Below are 17,344 nucleotides of genomic sequence, written 5' to 3' on the forward strand. Positions count from 1 at the left end.
GCTCACGGGGCTCCTGAGGGACGAGCGAGTAGCGGTACACGCATTGTGCCGTGCGGTGACGGACGGCGTGACCCCGTCTGGCAGGCTTGGCGGTCGTGAGCGCAGACGGTCTGATCGTGGTCGACAAGCCCGGCGGCATGACGTCGCACGACGTGGTGGCGCGGATCCGTCGCCTGGCCAGGACCCGCCGGGTCGGGCACGGCGGCACGCTCGACCCGATGGCCACGGGGGTGCTGGTGATCGGGGTGGGCCGGGCCACCCGGTTGCTGACGTACGTCATCGGCGCCGGCAAGAGCTACACCGCCACCGTACGGTTCGGGCAGGCCACCGTCACCGACGACGCCGAGGGGGACGTGATCGCCGCCACGCCGGCCGACGCGGTCGCCGACGAGGCGATCCGGTCGGCCTTCGCCGCCTTGGCCGGCGAGATCGACCAGGTCCCGAGCGCGGTCAGCGCGATCAAGATCAACGGGGAGCGGGCGTACAAGCGGGTGCGCGAGGGGGAGAGCGTCGACCTGCCCGCCCGCCGGGTCACCATCAGCCGCCTAGACGTGCTGGCCGTCCGTCGGGACACCCCCGGCTCGGTGGACGTGGACATCGACGTGACCTGCTCGTCCGGCACGTACATCCGGGCACTGGCCCGGGACGCGGGCCTGGCGCTCTCCGTCGGCGGTCACCTCACCGCGCTGCGCCGTACGGCCGTCGGTGGTTTCGCCCTCGGCGAGGCCGCGACCCTCGACGAGCTGGAGCGGCGCGCGCCCGAGGTGGTGAACCTGCCCCTCGACGCGGCGGCCGACCGATTCTTCCCGCGCCGCGAGGCCACCGCCGACGAGGCGAAGGTGCTCTCCCACGGCGGCCCGCTCGATCCGGCCGGCATCGCCGGGCCGTACGCCGTCTTCGGACCCGACGGCGCTCTGATCGCTATCGTCAGCGAGCGGGACGGCCGGGCCCGCGCGGAGATCGTGCTCGCCCCGGCGTAGCGGCGGGGTGGGGAGGCACGTCGGCCGCGACCGGCGGGGTACGACCGGCCGAGGCCGGCAGGCAACGACAGGGGAGGAGCGTCATGCAGCGGTGGCGGGGGTACGACGCCACGCCTGATGGTTGGGGCCGTTCGGTCGTCACCATCGGCGTCTTCGACGGCGTGCACAGGGGCCACCAGGCGACGATCGGGCACACCGTGGCCCGGGCCCGTGAGCTGGGGGTGCGGTCGGTGGTGGTGACCTTCGACCCGCACCCGGCCGAGGTGGTCCGCCCCGGGTCGCACCCGGCGGTGCTCACCGAGCTGGGCCGCAAGGCCGAGCTGGTCGAGGCGCTGGGCGTGGACGTGCTCTGCGTGGTGCCGTTCACCCCGGAGTTTTCCCGGCTGCCCGCCGAGGCGTTCGTGCACGACATCCTGGTCGAGCACCTGCACGCCACCCTCGTGGTGGTGGGGGAGAACTTCCGGTTCGGCCACCGGGCGGCCGGCGACGTGGCGCTGCTGGAGAGGCTGGGCCGAACGTTCGGCTTCGCCGTCGAGGACGCGCCGCTGGTCGCGGAGGACAGCACCGTCTTCTCGTCCACGTACGTCCGGGCCCGCGTCGACTCCGGCGACGTCGCCGCGGCCGCCGCCGCGCTCGGTCGCCCGCACCGCCTGGAGGGGGTCGTGGTCCTGGGCGACCAGCGCGGCCGGGAGTTGGGCTTCCCCACGGCGAATCTGCTCTGCCACCCGCACGCGGCGGTGCCCGCCGACGGTGTCTACGCCGGCTGGCTGCTGCGCAAGGAGGGCCGCGAGCGGCTGCCCGCCGCGATCTCGGTGGGGACCAATCCGACGTTCTCCGGCCGGGAACGGCGGGTCGAGGCGCACGTGCTGGACTTCTCCGGCGACCTGTACGGCGAGCGGGTGGCCCTGGACTTCGTCGCCCACCTGCGCGGCCAGGTGCGGTTCGACGGGGTGGAGCCGCTGATCGCCCAGATGAACCAGGACGTGGGGCTCGCTCGCCGGATTCTGGGAATCGCCTGACCCGACGCCGCGGCTGGGCGGCCCCGATCCGATGCTTCGGCCGGGCGGCCTCGGACCCGCCCATGTCGCCCACATTGCGCCCCGGCCCCGGGCAGGAGGGCCCCGGCCCCGGGGAAAAGGGGCCCGGCCTGCGCCGACATCGGGCCTCGGCTCCGGCCTTGGCGGGCGGTTCCGCCGAGGGCTGGTAGGCTGGCGGAGACGTCGGCTTACCGACGTGGGGCCTCGCGTGCCTGCACGACGCCGCGGGCGCGAGGAGCCGGTCCGTCTCCGGTCCCCTGACCGATCCGACGGGCATCATCGAACAACCCACGAAACAGGGAGAACATGGCGCTCGACCAGGAAGCCAAGGCCAAGATCCGCGCGGAGTACGCGACCGCCGAGGGTGACACCGGTTCACCGGAGGTGCAGGTCGCGGTCCTCACCAAGCGGATCGCCGAGCTCACCGAGCACCTGAAGGTGCACAAGCACGACCACCACAGCCGTCGTGGGCTGCTGCTGCTGGTCGGCCGTCGCCGTCGGCTGCTCAACTACGTCCAGAAGAAGGACATCAGCCGCTACCGGTCGCTCATCGAGCGGCTCGGCCTGCGCCGGTGACGTCACGGGGGAGCGGCCCATCCGGGTCGCTCCCCCGTTCGGCGTCCACCACCTGAACGCCCGTTCGGCGTTTGGCATCGGCGTCCAGCACCACCTGAAAAAACAGGGGCCGCGCGACCACCCGACAGGGAGCCGGTCAGCGTACCGGTCTCCGGTAGTGGCCCCCGGGAGCCCCGGCAGTCGCCGGCACCCCGGGCGCTTCGATCGAAGACCGGCCGTCTGAGCAGCTCCCCGCGTCGCGGGCCCCCCGATGCGAAGGAGCACCGCCGCACCATGACCGAGCACAACCTCGGCACCGAGTCCCGTACCGCCGTGATCGACAACGGGTCCTTCGGCACCCGCGAGATCACCTTCTCCACCGGCCGGCTGGCCCGCCAGGCCGCCGGCTCCGTCGTCGCCCAGCTCGGCGAGACGGTCGTCCTGTCCGCCACCACCGCCGGCAAGCAGCCGAAGGAGCAGTTCGACTTCTTCCCGCTCACCGTCGACGTCGAGGAGCGGATGTACGCCGCGGGCCGGATCCCCGGCTCGTTCTTCCGCCGCGAGGGCCGCCCCAGCGAGGATGCGATCCTCACCTGCCGCCTGATCGACCGGCCCCTGCGCCCGTCGTTCGTCAAGGGCCTGCGCAACGAGGTCCAGGTCGTCGAGACGATCCTCGCGCTCGACCCGCAGCACCCGTACGACGTGGTCGCGATCAACGCCGCGTCGATGTCGACCAAGCTCTCCGGCCTGCCGTTCTCCGGCCCGATCGGGGCGACCCGGATGGCGCACGTCGACGGCCAGTGGGTGGCCTTCCCGACCCACGAGGAGCTGGCCCGGGCCACCTTCGACATGGTCGTGGCCGGCCGCGCCCTCGCCGACGGCGACGTCGCGATCATGATGGTCGAGGCCGAGGCCACCGAGCACACCGTCAAGCTGGTCGCCGATGGCGCCCCGGCCCCGACGGAGGAGGTCGTCGCCAGCGGCCTGGAGGCCGCCAAGCCGGCCATCCGCGAGCTGTGCCGGGCGCAGAGCGAGCTGGCCGAGGTGGCCGCCAAGCCGGTCGCCGAGTTCCCGGTCTTCCTCGACTACCAGCCCGACGCGTACGACGCGGTGGCCGGCCTGGTCCGCGCCGAGGTCGCCGAGGCCCTGAAGATCGTCGGCAAGGCCGACCGCGAGGGGGCCCTGGACCGGATCAAGGCCCGGGTCGCCGAGGAACTGGGTGGTCGCTTCGAGGGCCGGGAGAAGGAGCTGTCCGCCGCCTTCCGGTCGTTGACGAAGTCCGAGGTCCGTAACCGGGTGCTGCGCGAGCAGGTCCGCATCGACGGCCGGGGGCCCCGGGACATCCGCCCGCTGAGCGCCGAGGTCGGCGTGCTGCCCCGGGTGCACGGCTCGGCGCTGTTCGAGCGCGGCGAGACCCAGATCCTGGGCGTCACCACGCTCAACATGCTGCGCATGGAGCAGTCGCTGGACACCCTCTCCCCGGAGAAGTCCAAGCGCTACATGCACAACTACAACTTCCCGCCGTACTCGACCGGTGAGACCGGCCGGGTCGGCTCGCCGAAGCGGCGCGAGATCGGCCACGGCGCGCTGGCCGAGCGGGCGCTGATCCCGGTGCTGCCGGCGCGCGAGGAGTTCCCGTACGCCATCCGGCAGGTCTCGGAGGCGCTCGGCTCCAACGGCTCCACCTCGATGGGCTCGGTCTGCGCCTCGACCCTGGGCCTGCTCTCGGCGGGTGTGCCGCTGAAGGCGCCGGTCGCCGGCATCGCCATGGGCCTCATCTCCGACGAGGTCGACGGCAAGACCCAGTACGTGACGCTGACCGACATCCTCGGCGCCGAGGACGCGTTCGGCGACATGGACTTCAAGGTCGCCGGCACCCGGGACTTCGTCACCGCGCTCCAGCTCGACACCAAGCTCGACGGCATCCCGTCGGACGTGCTGGCCGCCGCGCTCCAGCAGGCGCACGAGGCCCGGCAGACCATTCTCGACGTGATGCAGTCGGCGATCGAGGGCCCGGCCGCGATGTCGGACTACGCGCCGCGGGTCACCACCGTGAAGATCCCGGTCGACAAGATCGGCATGGTGATCGGCCCGAAGGGCCAGACCATCAACGCGATCCAGGACGAGACGGGTGCCGAGATCTCCATCGAGGACGACGGCACCATCTACGTCGGCGCGACCAACGGCCCGTCGGCCCAGGCAGCGGTGGACCGGATCAACGGCATCGCCAACCCCACCCTGCCCAAGGCGGGCGAGCGGTTCCTCGGCACGGTGGTCAAGACCGCCGCGTTCGGCGCGTTCATCTCGCTGCTTCCGGGCCGTGACGGCCTGCTGCACATCTCGAAGGTGGGCGACGGCAAGCGGGTCGAGAAGGTCGAGGACTTCCTCAACGTCGGCGACAAGGTCGAGGTGGAGATCGCGGACATCGATGCCCGCGGCAAGATCTACCTGGACAAGGTCCGCCCGGAGGGCGCCGAGGCGCCGGCCGCCACCGGCGAGGTCGCCGGTGACGACCGTCCGGCCGGCCGGGGCGGCGACCGGGGTCCGCGTGACCGTGGGGACCGCGAGCGCGGCGACCGGGGCGGTCGTGGCCCGGGCGGCGGCGAGCGCGGTCAGGGCGGCGGCGAGGGTGGCGACGGCGGCGAGCGTCCGCGCCGCCGGACCCGGCACAGCTGACGTTCCCATCGCCGGCCGCCCGCACCTGGGCGGCCGGCGCCACCGCACCACCCACCCCTCGTCGAACTGAGAGCAGGTCTTCGTGAGTCGGGCCCAGCGCGCGTCCTTCCCCGCGGGTCGACGGGGGGTGGCGCCGTCCGGGGCCGTCCGGCAGGCCGCCGAGGCGCAGCCCGCTCGGGCCGGTGGGTCGGCCCGGGCGGTCACCCGCACGCTGAGTGACGACCCGTTGGGCGGGACGGTACGCCGTACCGTGCTGCCCAGCGGGCTGCGTGTGCTCACCGAGGCGATCCCCGCGATGCGCAGCGTGTCGTTCGGCATCTGGGTCTCCGTCGGGTCCCGCGACGAGACCGGCCCACAGGCCGGGGCCGCGCACTTCCTGGAGCACCTGCTCTTCAAGGGCACCCACAAGCGCACCGCCCTGGATATCTCCGCCGAGATCGAGGCGGTGGGCGGCGAGACGAACGCCTTCACCACGAAGGAATACACCTGCTACTACGCCCGCGTGCTGGACGAGGACCTGCCGCTGGCCATCGACGTCATGTGCGACGCGGTCGCCGACTCGCTGCTGGAGCCGGCCGACGTGGAGACCGAGCGCGGCGTCATCCTCGAAGAGATCGCCATGCACGACGACGAGCCCGGCGACGAGGTGCACGACCTGTTCGCCCGCGCCGTCTACGGCGACCACCCCCTCGGCCGGCTGATCTCCGGCACGGAGGAGACGGTCACCCCGATGGCCCGGCGGCAGATCCAGAGCTTCTACCGCCGCCACTACACCGCGCCGCAGATCGTGGTCGCCGCCGCCGGCAACCTCGACCATGCCGTCGTGGTGAGGCTGGTCCGCCAGGCCCTCGCGGGCACCCCGCTGGACACCGACCCGGCGGCGCCGGCCCCGCACCGGGCGGCCACCCCGAGGGTACGCGTGCGGCCCGCGACCACCCTGGTCGAGCCGAAGGAGACGGAGCAGGCGCACGTCGTCCTCGGCTGCCCCGGCATCGACCGGGTCGACGAGCGGCGCTTCGCCCTCGGGGTGCTCAACAACGTCCTCGGCGGCGGCATGTCCAGCCGTCTGTTCCAGGAGATCCGGGAGCGGCGCGGCCTGGCGTACTCGGTCTACTCCTACGCCAGCCAGTACGCCGACAGCGGCATGTTCGCCGTGTACGCCGGCTGCGCCCCGGGCAAGGTCGACGAGGTGCTGGAGCTGACCCGCGCGGAGCTGCGCCGGGTGGCCGCCGACGGGCTGACCGAGGCCGAGGTGGCCCGGGGCAAGGGGATGAGCAAGGGCTCGTTCGTGCTGGGCCTGGAGGACACCGGCTCCCGGATGAGCCGGCTGGCCAAGGGCGAGCTGCTCTACGGCGATCTGATGCCGGTGGACGAGCTGCTGGCCCGCGTCGACGCGGTGACCGTCGCCGACGTGAACACCCTCGCCGCCGAGTTGCTGGCCCAGCCGATGTCCCTGGCCGTCGTCGGCCCGTTCGGCGAGCGCGACTTCACCGCCTGAGCTGGGATAGGTTGTGGCCGTGACTGACGAGCAGGGGACGGGCCCGCAGGGGCTGATCCGGGTCGGTGTGCTGGGCGCCCGGGGTCGGATGGGCGTCGAGGTGTGCCGGGCGGTCGACGCCGCCCCCGACCTGGAGCTGGTGGCGGCGATCGACCAGGGCGACGCCCGCTGTCCCGACGCGGACGTCGTCGTCGACTTCACCACCCCCGACGCCGTGATGGACAACCTGCGGTGGTGCGTCGACCAGGGCATCCACGCCGTGGTGGGCACCACCGGCTTCACCGGGCAGCGGCTCGACCAGGTGCGCGGCTGGCTGGCCGCCCGGCCGGAGGTCGGCGTGGTGATCGCCCCGAACTTCGGCATCGGCGCGGTGCTGATGATGCAGTTCGCGGCGCGGGCGGCCCGCCACTTCGAGTCCGTCGAGATCATCGAGCAGCACCACCCGCGCAAGCTGGACGCCCCCAGCGGCACCGCCACCCACACCGCCCGCCGGATCGCCCAGGCCCGCGCGGAGGCCGGTCTCGGCCCGGCCCCGGACGCCACGAAGGACGAGGTGCCGGGCGCGCGGGGGGCCGACATCGACGGGGTACGCGTGCACGCCGTTCGCGCCACCGGCCTGGTCGCCCACCAGGAGGTGCTGTTCGGCACGGCCGGCGAGACGCTGACCATCCGGCACGACTCGTACGACCGGGCGTCGTTCATGCCGGGCGTGCTGCTGGCCGTGCGCGCGGTGCGGACCCGTCCGGGCCTGACCATCGGCCTGGACCCGCTGCTCGACTGACGGGCGGCGCGGCCACCGCGCCGGCGCGCCGCGCGGCGCGCCACCCCCCGGCCCGGGAAAGCGGTGGCCGGCCGGCCACGGCGCACCTAGGCTGCCCCGGTGATCGACTCGAGGCTTTGCGACCGGACCGGCCGGCACGTCACCCTGCGCCCCGTCGACGACGACAACTGGCGGGCCGTCGCCGACGTGGCGCCCCGCGACGACCAGCGGGCCTGGGTGTACCCGATGGCCGCCCGCTACCTGCTGGTCAGCGAGCGGGGCGACGTGTGGACCTCCCTGGCCGTGTGCGCCGACGACACGGTCGTGGGACACGTCATGTGGGGCGTCGACGACGACGGTTCCCGCTGGATCGGCGGCATGGTCGTCGACGCCGCCGAGCAGGGCCGGGGGGTCGGGGCGGCCACGGTGATTACCCTGGCGACGTGGCTGCGCGCCCAGCCCGGCTGCACCGTTGTGCGCCTGTCGTACCACCCGGACAACCCGGCCGCAGCCAGCCTCTATCCCCGCCTGGGCTTCGCCCCGACCGGCGAGCTGGAGGACGACGAACTGGTCGCCGAACTGGTCACCCCGCCGGCCTGCTGACGCACCCCTCCCGGAGTCACCGGCCCCGCTCAGGGCAGCCGGGCCGGCAGACCGAACAGCGGGAACAGACCCGGGTCGAGGAAGAAGTGCAGCCGGGCGATCCGGCCGCCGGAGCAGCCCACGAGCTGGATCGAGAACGGCCGGTGCCCGCCCGCCGGATCCCGGCGGTACTGCGCGAACCCCGGGCCGCCGTTGGCCGCCACCGGGACCAGCCGCGAGCCCTGGCAGCCGGCACCCGGCCCGGTCATCCAGCGGCCGATGTCGCCCGCGCCGCGCAGCCACATCCGGTACGGCGGCATGCTCTGCACGGCGTCGGCCCGCAGCAGCGCGACCAGCGCGTCGATGTCGTACCGTTCGAAGGCCCGCACGTAGCGGTCGAGCAGCTCGCGGTGCTCGGCGTCGAGGGCGGCGGCCGGCGGGTCGGCGTCGACGCCCCGGGCGGCCAGCGTCGCGCGGGCCCGCTGCAACGCGCTGTTGACCGCCGCCACGCTGGTGTCGAGCAGCCCGGCGATTTCGTCGGCCCGCCAGCGCAGCACGTCCCGCAGGACGAGCACCGCCCGCTGCCGGGGCGGCAGGTGCTGCAACGCCGCGACGAACGCCAGCCGCACCGAGTCCCGGGTCACCGCCACCTCCGCCGGGTCACCGCCGGCGGGCAGCACCCGGGCGTCGTGGGCCGGCCCGACCCACTCCCCGGGTCGGGGCTCGCCCAGCGCCGCCAGCACCGGGGCCGACGGCTCGCCGAGGTCGGTCGGGACCGCCCGGCGGGACCGTCCCCGCAGCAGGTCCAGGCACACGTTGGTGGCGATCCGGTAGACCCAGGTGCGCACGCTGGACCGGCCGTCGAAGCCGTCGAGCCCGCGCCAGGCGCGCAGCAGCGTCTCCTGGACGGCGTCCTCGGCGTCGAAGGCCGAGCCCAGCATGCGGTAGCAGTAGCCGGTGAGCTCCACCCGGTGCTCCTCCAGCCGGTGCTCCTCCAGCCGGTGCTCCTCCAGCCGGTGCTCCGGCAGCGGGCGCTCCTGCGGGCGGACGGGGGCCGGTGCCGCGCGGTCACGACTCGTCGACACGCTCATCCCGCCACCGTAGGCGACACCACCGACATTCCCGGCAACCCAGCCAGCCATCGGCCGGCAGCACCCCGGCAGCCGGCGGCCCGCGCGGTCAGCCGCCGGCGTCGCCCGCGGGGTCGTCTGCCGGCACCGCCACGTGCAGCCGGACCTGGTTGACCAGCATGTCGTCCACGTCGAGGGCCCGGGCCGCGCCGTCGGGCTCCCAGCCCGCGCCGGTGAGGAACTTCCGGGTCGCCGCGTCGGCGTCGAAGGCCCACGCCACCGCGCGGCCGAAGCCGTCGGACCGCCACAGGTCGACGCTCGCGGCCAGCAGCCGGCTGCCGTGCCCGCGCCGGCCCCAGCGCGGCTCGACCAGCAGGTCCGTCACCGCCACCACGTCCGTCCCCAGCGCCTCGGCCGGCTCGTTCGGCGCGAGGGACTCGGCGTCGGCCGGACCGGACGCGGCAAATCCCACCAGATACAGTTGTTCGGCCTGTTCGACGGCGACGAGCACCCGGTGCGCGCCCGAAGGCGGCTCCTGCACCGCCGCGCTCCACCGCCGGGCGAGATACTCCTCGTCCAGGTTGTCGAGCACGTGCCGGGGCAGAATCCGGCGATACGCGACCCGCCAGGTCGCGAGCTGGATGCGTGCGATCTCGCCGGCGTCTTCCGGACGCGCCGGGCGGACGTACCCGAGAGCCATGGGACGGAAGCCTACGCAGGGTGGGAGGAGCGACGGTGGCGCAGGGTGCCAAACGGACGATCTGGCAGGTCGCCGCCGTGGCCGGGCTCGCCGTCGCGGTGACCGCGTTCCTGTCGGTGGCGGCCGTGCGGCACGGCTTCTTCGACCTCAAGGTCTACTACGGCGCGCTGAACTTCTGGGTGCACGACGGCGGAGAGATCTACGACTTTCTCAAGCCCGGCACCCAGTACGGCTTCACCTACCCGCCGTTCGCCGCCCTGGCCATGCTGCCGATGGCCGTCCTGCCGTGGCCAGCCGCGATCGTGGTGAGCGTGGCCGCGTCCGTGGTGGTCAGCGCCGTGCTGATCTGGTGGCTGGTCGATCCGGTCGCCCGCCGCTGCGGCTGGACCCGCTGGTTCACCCTCGCCGTGGCGCTCTGCCTGGCCGCCGCGTTCGAGCCGATGCGCGAGACGGTCAACTTCGGCCAGGTCAACATGCTGCTGCTGTTCCTCGTCGCGGTGGACCTGCTGCGGCTGCTGCCGGCGGGCAGCCGCTGGGCGGGGGTGGGCATCGGCCTGGCCACCGCGATCAAGCTGACCCCGGGGATCTTCCTCGTCTACCTGCTGGTCACCGGGCGCTGGCGGGCCGCCCTGACCGCCGCCGGCGCGGCGGCCGGGGCGACCCTGACCGCCGCCGCGCTGTTCCCGGACGCGTCCCGCGAGTTCTGGACCGCCGCGCTGTGGAACACCGGTCGGGTCGGCGAGCTGGCGTTCGTGTCGAACCAGTCGTTGCAGGGCGTGGTCGCCCGGCTGGGCCCCGAACACCCCAGCACCCCGGCCTGGCTGGCGCTGGTGCTCGCCACCGTCACCGTCTGGGCGTGGCGGTCCCGCTCCGCCGCTGCGGCCGGCGACGAGGCCACCGGCCTGGCCCTGACCGGCGCGCTGATGTGCCTGGTCAGCCCGGTGACCTGGGTGCACCACCTGGTCTGGCTGCTGCCGGGGCTGATCCTGCTGGTCGACAACGCCACGGCGGCCCCCGCGCGCAGCCGCCGGCGCCGCGTCCTGCTGGCCGCCGCCGCGATCGGGTACGGCCTGCTGATCAGCCGGATCGTCTGGGCCTGGGAGAAGGACTTCACCGGTGTCGACGGCTTCCTCGGCAGCAACACCTACGTCTGGATCTGCCTGGCCCTGCTGCTGTTCCTGCCCGTGCGCCGTCGGTCGGGTCAGCCGTCGAGGCGTCCGGCGTAGCGCAGCTCGACCAGCCCTAGCGGGGGCGTGCCGCCGGCCAGCGGCACGGGGTAGGTGGTCCGCTCGCCGTCCGGTGACAGCCCGGCCCGCTCGTAGAAGCGCCGGGCCCGCCGGTTGTCCCGTAGCACCCACAGCCGGTACGCGGTCCAGCCCCGCCCGGCCAGCCGCCGCTTCGCCGCCGCCAGCAGCCGCCCGCTCGTGCCGTCCCCCCAGTACGCCTTCTCGACGTACGTGGCGATCACCTCGCCGAGGGTGTGGTCGAGGTCGGCCCGGTCCTGGTTGTTCCGGTACGGGCCGAACGTGGTGAACCCGACGACCGCACCGTCCCGCTCGGCGAGCAGGGTGGTGAACGGGTGCTCCGGGTCGGCCGTGCCCAGGTCCCGGCGGCGCTGCGCCCAGGCCGCCACGTTGAGCCGGGTCAGCACCTCGGCCGGCATGATCCCGGCGTAGCCGTCCTGCCAGCCGTGCACGTGCACCCGGGCCACCGCCTCGGCGTCGCCCGGCTCCTCGGGGCGGATGATCAGCATGCGTCCGTTGTATGCCCCGGTGGGCGTCACGTCCAGCCAGCCGCACCGATGTCGTACGCCTGGATTAGGGTGCCGACGATGGCCACACCGGAATCGCTCTCGCTCGCCCAGGCCCGCCGGGTGGCCCTGGCCGCCCAGGGCTTCGCCGACCCGCCGCCCACCGACGTGCCCGCCCGCCGGCACCTGCGCCGGGTGCTCGACCGGGTCGGGCTGATCCAGATGGATTCGGTCAACGTCCTGCAACGCGCCCACTACCTGCCGCTTTACAGCCGGCTCGGGCCGTACCCGACGGCCCTGCTCGACACCGCGGCCTACCGCCGCCCCCGGGAGCTGTTCGAATACTGGGGCCACGAGGCGTCGCTGGTCCCGGTGGGGCTGCACCCGGCGCTGCGCTGGCGGATGGCCAAGGCGCGCGACGCGGCCTGGGGCGGGATGCGCCGCATCGCCCAGGAGCAACCCGAGCTGGTGGCGTGGGTGCGCGACGAGGTGGCCGCCCGGGGCCCGCTCACCGCGGCCGAGATCGAGCACGACGCGCCCCGGGAGACCGGCAACTGGGGCTGGAACTGGTCGACCGTCAAGCGGGCGCTGGAGTTCCTGTTCTGGGCCGGCGAGGTCACCGCGGCCGACCGCACCCCCTCGTTCGCCCGCCGCTACGACCTGCCCGAGCGGGTGCTGCCGCCGGTCGTGCTGGCCGCGCCCACCCCGACCGACGCCGAGGCGTACCGGGCGCTGGTCGGCATCGCCGCCCGGTCGCTCGGGGTGGCCGCCGAGCCGGAGCTGCGCGACTACTTCCGGCTCCCGGTTACCGGGGCCCGGCAGGCGGTCGCCGAGCTGGTCGAGGCGGGCGAGCTGATCCCGGTGACCGTGCGGGGCTGGCGGCAGCCGGCGTACCTGCACGCCACCGCCCGGCTGCCCCGCTGGGTGCGAGGCAACACGCTGGTCAGCCCGTTCGACCCGCTGGTGTGGGAGCGGGGCCGCACCGAGCGGCTGTTCGGCCTCAGCTACCGCATCGAGATCTACGTCCCGGCCGCGCAGCGGGTGCACGGCTACTACGTGCTGCCGTTTCTCCAGGGGGAGCGGTTCACCGCCCGGGTCGACCTGAAGGCCGACCGCAAGGCCGGCGTGCTGCTGGTGCCGGCCGCCTGGGTCGAGCCGGGCGCCGACCCGGGGGAGACGGCGGTGGCCCTGGCCGCCGAGCTGCACCGGCTGGCCGGCTGGCTGGGGCTGAGCGCGGTCGCCCCGCCCGCCGCCGGCGACCTCGCGGTCCCGCTGGCCGCCGCGCTGAGGAGCGTGGCGGGTGTACCGTGAGCCGCGTGACGAGCGTCGACGGTCCGGCCGCCCCGCACCCGCATCCTGACCCGCAGACGTCCGCGCCCGGGGAGTGGCCCCCGGGGGCGTACCCGATGGCGGAGCCGGACCGGCTGACCCGCTTCGTCATGCGGGTCCACGCCCGGTCGCCGCGTTGGGCGGCGCCGCTGGCCGCGCTCGGCTGCGTCGGCGTCGGCGTGGCGTACGCGCTGGTCAGCGACCCGACCCGGGCCGAGCCCGACGCCGCCCCCACCTGCCTGCTGAAGCTCACCACCGGGCTGGACTGTCCGGGGTGCGGCGGCACCCGCGCGCTGTGGTACGTGCTGCACGGCGACCTGCCAGCCGCCGCCCGGCACCACTTCCTCTTCGTCTTCGCATTGCCCTTCCTGACGTATCTCTTCGTCGCCTGGGCGGGCCGGCAGGCGTTCGGCTGGCGGCTACCGGAGCCCCGGGTCAGCTCGAAGCTGATCGGCGGCTTCCTGGCCCTCTGGCTGGTCTTCTCGGTGTCCCGCAACCTGCCCTGGGCCCCCTTCACCTCCCTCTACGTCTGAGCCGCCCGCCCGGCCGCCCGCCGTCGCCCGCGCTCCGGGGTGCCAGGCCGCCGGCCGATGGGAGGTCTCGGCGGCCCCTTTGGAGCTGCCCCGGCTGTGCGCCCAGGGATCGCGTCAGTCCGTGCCCCGTCCGTGCGGGCAGCTCCGTAGGGGCCGCGATCGCCGGGCCCGTGTTCCCAGGCCGCGACCGCTCGGCCACGGCGTTCGCTCCGCGATATGTCACACACCTGCTGCCCAGGGTGCGAGCCCGGCTTGGGCGGGCCGCCGGCGGGCACTACAGTCCCTGGAATGCCGGAGATGGTGCAGCCCCAGGTCAAGCTTGTCGCGTGGACCCAGTTTCAGGCCCCGGAGGACGTGCCGTGGTCCACCGATGCCGAGGGCGGCCAGGCGCTCGCCGAGTTCGCCGGCCGGGCCTGCTACCAGAGCTGGTCCAAGCCGAACCCGGCCACCGCCACCAACGCCGGCTACCTGGCGCACATCCTCCAGGTCGGGCACCTGTCGGTGCTGGAGCACGGCTCGGTGAGCTTCTACTTCACCGGGGTGTCCCGCTCGTTCACCCACGAGCTGATCCGGCACCGGCACCTCTCGTACTCCCAGCTCTCCCAGCGGTACGTCCCGGAACGCGACGCCGCGATGGTCGAGCCCCGGGTGATCGCCGAGGACCCGGAGCTGCACAAGCGGTTCGTCGAGGCCGCCGACGCCAGCGTGCGGGCGTACACGCAGCTGCTGGAGGGCCTGGAGCAGCGCTTCGCCGACGAGCCCAACCCGACGCTGCGCCGCAAGCAGGCCCGGCAGGCGGCCCGCGCGGTGCTGCCCAACGCCACCGAGACCCGGATCGTGGTCACCGGCAACTACCGGGCCTGGCGGCACTTCGTCGCGATGCGGGCCACCGAGCACGCCGACGTGGAGATCCGCGAGCTGGCCGTGGAGTGCCTGCGCCAGCTCCAGCGGGTCGCCCCCAACGTGTTCGCCGACTTCGTCATCTCCACGCTGCCCGACGGCACGGAGGTGGCGGCCAGTCCGCTCGCGGAGCTGTCCTGAACCCTTCCCCACCGGCCCGCCGGTGGTCGTCCGCTAGGTTGTGAACATGACGCACGACCACCCTGTTGCCGCCGACCGGGCGGCGCCCCGCCCGTTCGGCCGAGTGCTCACGGCCATGGTGACCCCGTTCACCTCCGACGGTTCCCTGGATCTCGACGGCGCCGTACGCCTCGCGAACCACCTCGTCGACGAGCAGGGCAACGACGCGCTCGTGCTCAACGGGACCACCGGTGAGTCGCCCACCACCACCGACGCGGAGAAGGAACGCCTGATCCGGGCCGTGGTGGAGGCGATCGGCGACCGGGCCAGGGTGGTCGCCGGGGTCGGCACCAACGACACCCGGCACACCATCGAGCTGGCGACGGCGGCCGAGAAGGCCGGCGCACACGGCCTGCTGGTGGTGACCCCGTACTACAACAAGCCGCCGCAGAGCGGGCTGGTCCGGCATTTCACCGCCGTCGCGGACGCCAGCGGGCTGCCGATCATGCTCTACGACATTCCGCACCGCTGCGGGGTGCCGATCGAGACCGAGACCCTGGTCAAGCTCGCCGAGCACGACCGCATCGTCGCGGTCAAGGACGCCAAGGGCGACCTCGCCGCCACCTCGTGGGTGACGAGCCGCACCGATCTCGCCTTCTACAGCGGGGAGGACTCCCTGGTCCTGCCCGCGCTGGCGGTCGGCTGCGTCGGGGTGGTCGGCACCTCGACCCACTTCACCGGCGCGCTCACCCAGCGGATGATCGAGTTGCACGACGCGGGCGACACCGCTGCCGCACTCGCGCTGCACCGGCGGCTGCTGCCCCTGTTCACCGGTATCTTCCGTACCCAGGGCACCATCCTGGTCAAGGCGGGCCTGGCGGCCATGGGTCTGCCGGCCGGCCCGGTGCGGCCCCCGCTGGTGGACGCCACCCCCGACGAGATCGCCCAGCTGCGCGCGGACTGCGCGGCGGCGGGTCTGGAGCTCTCCTGATGACCGAACGACACGACGGACGCCGAGTGACGGCGTCGCAGAATGAGGTGGACGCGTGACCGAGGCGCACAACGAGGGGGAGCTGCCCCCGCCGCTGCCGGAGGGTGGCCTGCGGATCATCCCGCTCGGCGGGCTCGGCGCCATCGGTCGGAACATGACCGTCTTCGAGTACGACGGCAAGCTGCTGATCGTCGACTGCGGGGTGCTCTTCCCCGACGTCGAGCAGCCGGGCGTGGATCTGATCCTGCCCGACTTCGGGCCGATCCTGGACCGGCTCGCCGACGTGCAGGCGATCGTGCTCACCCACGGCCACGAGGACCACATCGGCGCGGTGCCGTACCTGCTCGCCCACAAACCGGACATTCCGCTGGTCGGCTCGCAGTTCACCCTGGCCCTGGTCGAGGCGAAGCTGGCCGAGCGGCGCATCCAGCCGTACACGCTGACCGTGCGGGAGGGTGGCCGGGAGCGGCTCGGGCCGTTCGAGTGCGAGTTCTTCGCGGTCAACCACTCGATCCCCGACGCCCTCGCGGTGGCCATCCGCACCCCCGCCGGCCTGGTGCTGCACACGGGCGACTTCAAGATGGACCAGCTTCCGCTGGACGGGCGGATCACCGACCTGGCCGGCTTCGCCCGGCTCGGCGCGGAGGGTGTCGACCTGCTGCTGTCGGACTCCACGAACGCGGAGATCCCCGGCTTCGTCACCCCGGAGCGGGAGATCGGGCCGGTCCTCGACTCGATCTTCGCGAAGGCGCGCGGCCGGATCATCGTCGCGTCGTTCGCCTCGCACGTGCACCGGGTGCAGCAGGTTTTCGACTCGGCCGCCGAGCACGGCCGCAAGGTGGCACTGATCGGCCGCTCGATGGTCCGCAACATGGGCATCGCCCGGGACCTCGGCCTGCTCAACATCCCCGCCGGCCTGGTGATCAGCATCGAGGAGGCCACGGCGCTGCCGCCCGAGCGGATCGTGCTGATGTCCACCGGTTCGCAGGGCGAGCCGATGAGCGCGCTCGGCCGGATGGCCAGCGGCGACCATCGGCACATCACCATCGCCCCCGGCGACACGGTGGTGCTGGCGTCCTCGCTGGTGCCCGGCAACGAGACGTCGGTCTACCGGGTGATCAACCGGCTGGCCCGGGCCGGCGCGGTGGTCGTGCACAAGGACGTGGCGAAGGTCCACGTCTCCGGCCACGCCCCCGCCGGTGAGCTGCTCTACCTGCTCAACGTGACCCGCCCGAGCAACCTGATGCCTGTGCACGGCGAGTGGCGGCACCTGCGGGCCCACGCCCGCCTCGGCATCGAGTCCGGGGTCGCCCCGGACCGGGTGGTGCTCTGCGAGGACGGCGACGTGGTCGACCTCGTCGAGGGCCGCGCCAGCCTGGTCGGCCACGTGAAGAGCCGGTACGTCTACGTCGACGGCCTCGCCGTGGGCGACGTCAGCGAGTCCCTGCTCACCGAGCGGCGGATCCTCGGCGACGGCGGGTTCATCGCCACCACCGTGGTGGTCGACTCGGTCACCGGCAAGGTCGTGGGCGGCCCCACCGTCTCGGCGAAGGGCTTCTCGGAGGACCCGACGGCGTTCAACCCCGTCATCCCGCTGGTCACCGAGGCGCTGAACCGGGCCGCCGCGGACGGCATCACCGATCCGCACCAGCTCCAGCAGATCGTCCGGCGCACCGTCGGCCGGTGGGTCAACGACAAGTACCGCCGCCGGCCCATGATCGTGCCGACGGTCGTCGAGGTCTGACGGCCCCGCCCCGCCGCGCGTACCGACGCAGCTCGACCCGGCCTGGCGGAGGTGCTGGCGGCCGAGATGGCACTTGGCCCGGACATGGGCGATCGGGTCACCGTGCGGCGGCCGGTGTG

The 17,344-nt window shown here is 73.7% G+C and carries 16 protein-coding genes; 13 read left to right on the forward strand and 3 right to left on the reverse strand.

Annotation, left to right across the window (positions count from 1 at the left end; all coding sequences use genetic code 11):
* Positions 1 to 95 precede the first annotated feature (95 nt).
* The 7 genes from truB (at position 96) to E1258_RS18305 (ending at position 8,109) form a co-directional block, all read left to right on the forward strand.
* Positions 96 to 980 (forward strand): tRNA pseudouridine(55) synthase TruB, encoded by an 885-nt coding sequence (gene truB, locus E1258_RS18275; RefSeq protein ID WP_132402637.1) that lies wholly within the window; start codon positions 96 to 98, stop codon positions 978 to 980.
* An 83-nt stretch (positions 981 to 1,063) separates the two neighbouring features.
* Entirely contained in the window at positions 1,064 to 1,999 is a 936-nt protein-coding gene (locus tag E1258_RS18280) for a bifunctional riboflavin kinase/FAD synthetase (protein WP_132402640.1), read from the forward strand.
* A 324-nt stretch (positions 2,000 to 2,323) separates the two neighbouring features.
* Positions 2,324 to 2,593, forward strand: a complete 270-nt coding sequence (gene rpsO / locus E1258_RS18285; protein WP_007075299.1) for a 30S ribosomal protein S15 — start codon at positions 2,324 to 2,326, stop codon at positions 2,591 to 2,593.
* Positions 2,594 to 2,866: 273 nt separating this feature from the next.
* Complete coding sequence (locus E1258_RS18290; protein WP_132402643.1) at positions 2,867 to 5,248, forward strand: polyribonucleotide nucleotidyltransferase; 2,382 nt, start codon at positions 2,867 to 2,869, stop codon at positions 5,246 to 5,248.
* A 127-nt stretch (positions 5,249 to 5,375) separates the two neighbouring features.
* Positions 5,376 to 6,746: a pitrilysin family protein gene (locus tag E1258_RS18295; RefSeq protein ID WP_132402670.1), complete on the forward strand. Its 1,371-nt coding sequence runs from the start codon at positions 5,376 to 5,378 to the stop codon at positions 6,744 to 6,746.
* Between the two features lie 19 nt (positions 6,747 to 6,765).
* Positions 6,766 to 7,527 carry a 4-hydroxy-tetrahydrodipicolinate reductase gene (dapB, locus tag E1258_RS18300; RefSeq protein ID WP_132402646.1) on the forward strand — a complete coding sequence of 254 codons (762 nt, stop codon included), beginning with the start codon at positions 6,766 to 6,768 and terminating at the stop codon, positions 7,525 to 7,527.
* A gap of 99 nt (positions 7,528 to 7,626) precedes the next feature.
* Positions 7,627 to 8,109, forward strand: a complete 483-nt coding sequence (locus tag E1258_RS18305; protein ID WP_132402649.1) for a GNAT family N-acetyltransferase — start codon at positions 7,627 to 7,629, stop codon at positions 8,107 to 8,109.
* A 29-nt stretch (positions 8,110 to 8,138) separates the two neighbouring features.
* On the opposite strand, the gene E1258_RS18310 is transcribed toward E1258_RS18305, so the two are convergent.
* Positions 8,139 to 9,179, reverse strand: a complete 1,041-nt coding sequence (locus E1258_RS18310) for a sigma-70 family RNA polymerase sigma factor (RefSeq protein WP_243715536.1) — start codon at positions 9,177 to 9,179, stop codon at positions 8,139 to 8,141.
* A gap of 88 nt (positions 9,180 to 9,267) precedes the next feature.
* Positions 9,268 to 9,858 carry a GNAT family N-acetyltransferase gene (locus E1258_RS18315; protein WP_132402652.1) on the reverse strand — a complete coding sequence of 197 codons (591 nt, stop codon included), beginning with the start codon at positions 9,856 to 9,858 and terminating at the stop codon, positions 9,268 to 9,270.
* A gap of 35 nt (positions 9,859 to 9,893) precedes the next feature.
* Between E1258_RS18315 and E1258_RS18320 the strand changes: the two genes are divergently transcribed.
* Entirely contained in the window at positions 9,894 to 11,084 is a 1,191-nt protein-coding gene (locus E1258_RS18320; RefSeq protein WP_132402655.1) for a glycosyltransferase 87 family protein, read from the forward strand.
* Here E1258_RS18320 and E1258_RS18325 read toward each other — a convergent pair.
* Positions 11,060 to 11,611, reverse strand: a complete 552-nt coding sequence (locus E1258_RS18325; RefSeq protein ID WP_132402658.1) for a GNAT family N-acetyltransferase — start codon at positions 11,609 to 11,611, stop codon at positions 11,060 to 11,062. The two genes, E1258_RS18320 and E1258_RS18325, sit on opposite strands and share 25 nt — an antisense overlap.
* A gap of 78 nt (positions 11,612 to 11,689) precedes the next feature.
* Between E1258_RS18325 and E1258_RS18330 the strand changes: the two genes are divergently transcribed.
* The 5 genes from E1258_RS18330 to E1258_RS18350 all read left to right on the forward strand — a co-directional run bounded on the left by E1258_RS18330 (position 11,690) and on the right by E1258_RS18350 (position 17,225).
* A complete protein-coding gene (locus E1258_RS18330) occupies positions 11,690 to 12,919 on the forward strand; it encodes a winged helix-turn-helix domain-containing protein (protein ID WP_132402661.1) in 1,230 nt (409 codons plus the stop codon).
* On the forward strand, positions 12,916 to 13,470 hold the full coding sequence (locus E1258_RS18335; RefSeq protein ID WP_132402664.1) for a DUF2752 domain-containing protein: 555 nt from the start codon (positions 12,916 to 12,918) through the stop codon (positions 13,468 to 13,470). The genes E1258_RS18330 and E1258_RS18335 overlap by 4 nt, the downstream gene beginning before the upstream one ends.
* A 297-nt stretch (positions 13,471 to 13,767) precedes the next feature.
* Positions 13,768 to 14,511: an FAD-dependent thymidylate synthase gene (thyX, locus tag E1258_RS18340; protein WP_132402676.1), complete on the forward strand. Its 744-nt coding sequence runs from the start codon at positions 13,768 to 13,770 to the stop codon at positions 14,509 to 14,511.
* A 46-nt stretch (positions 14,512 to 14,557) separates the two neighbouring features.
* Entirely contained in the window at positions 14,558 to 15,481 is a 924-nt protein-coding gene (gene dapA, locus E1258_RS18345) for a 4-hydroxy-tetrahydrodipicolinate synthase (RefSeq protein ID WP_132402667.1), read from the forward strand.
* 55 nt (positions 15,482 to 15,536) lie between these two features.
* Positions 15,537 to 17,225, forward strand: a complete 1,689-nt coding sequence (locus E1258_RS18350; protein WP_007075312.1) for a ribonuclease J — start codon at positions 15,537 to 15,539, stop codon at positions 17,223 to 17,225.
* The last annotated feature ends 119 nt before the right edge of the window (positions 17,226 to 17,344 follow it).

The organism is Micromonospora sp. KC207, assembly GCF_004348615.1.
Classification (GTDB): domain Bacteria; phylum Actinomycetota; class Actinomycetes; order Mycobacteriales; family Micromonosporaceae; genus Micromonospora.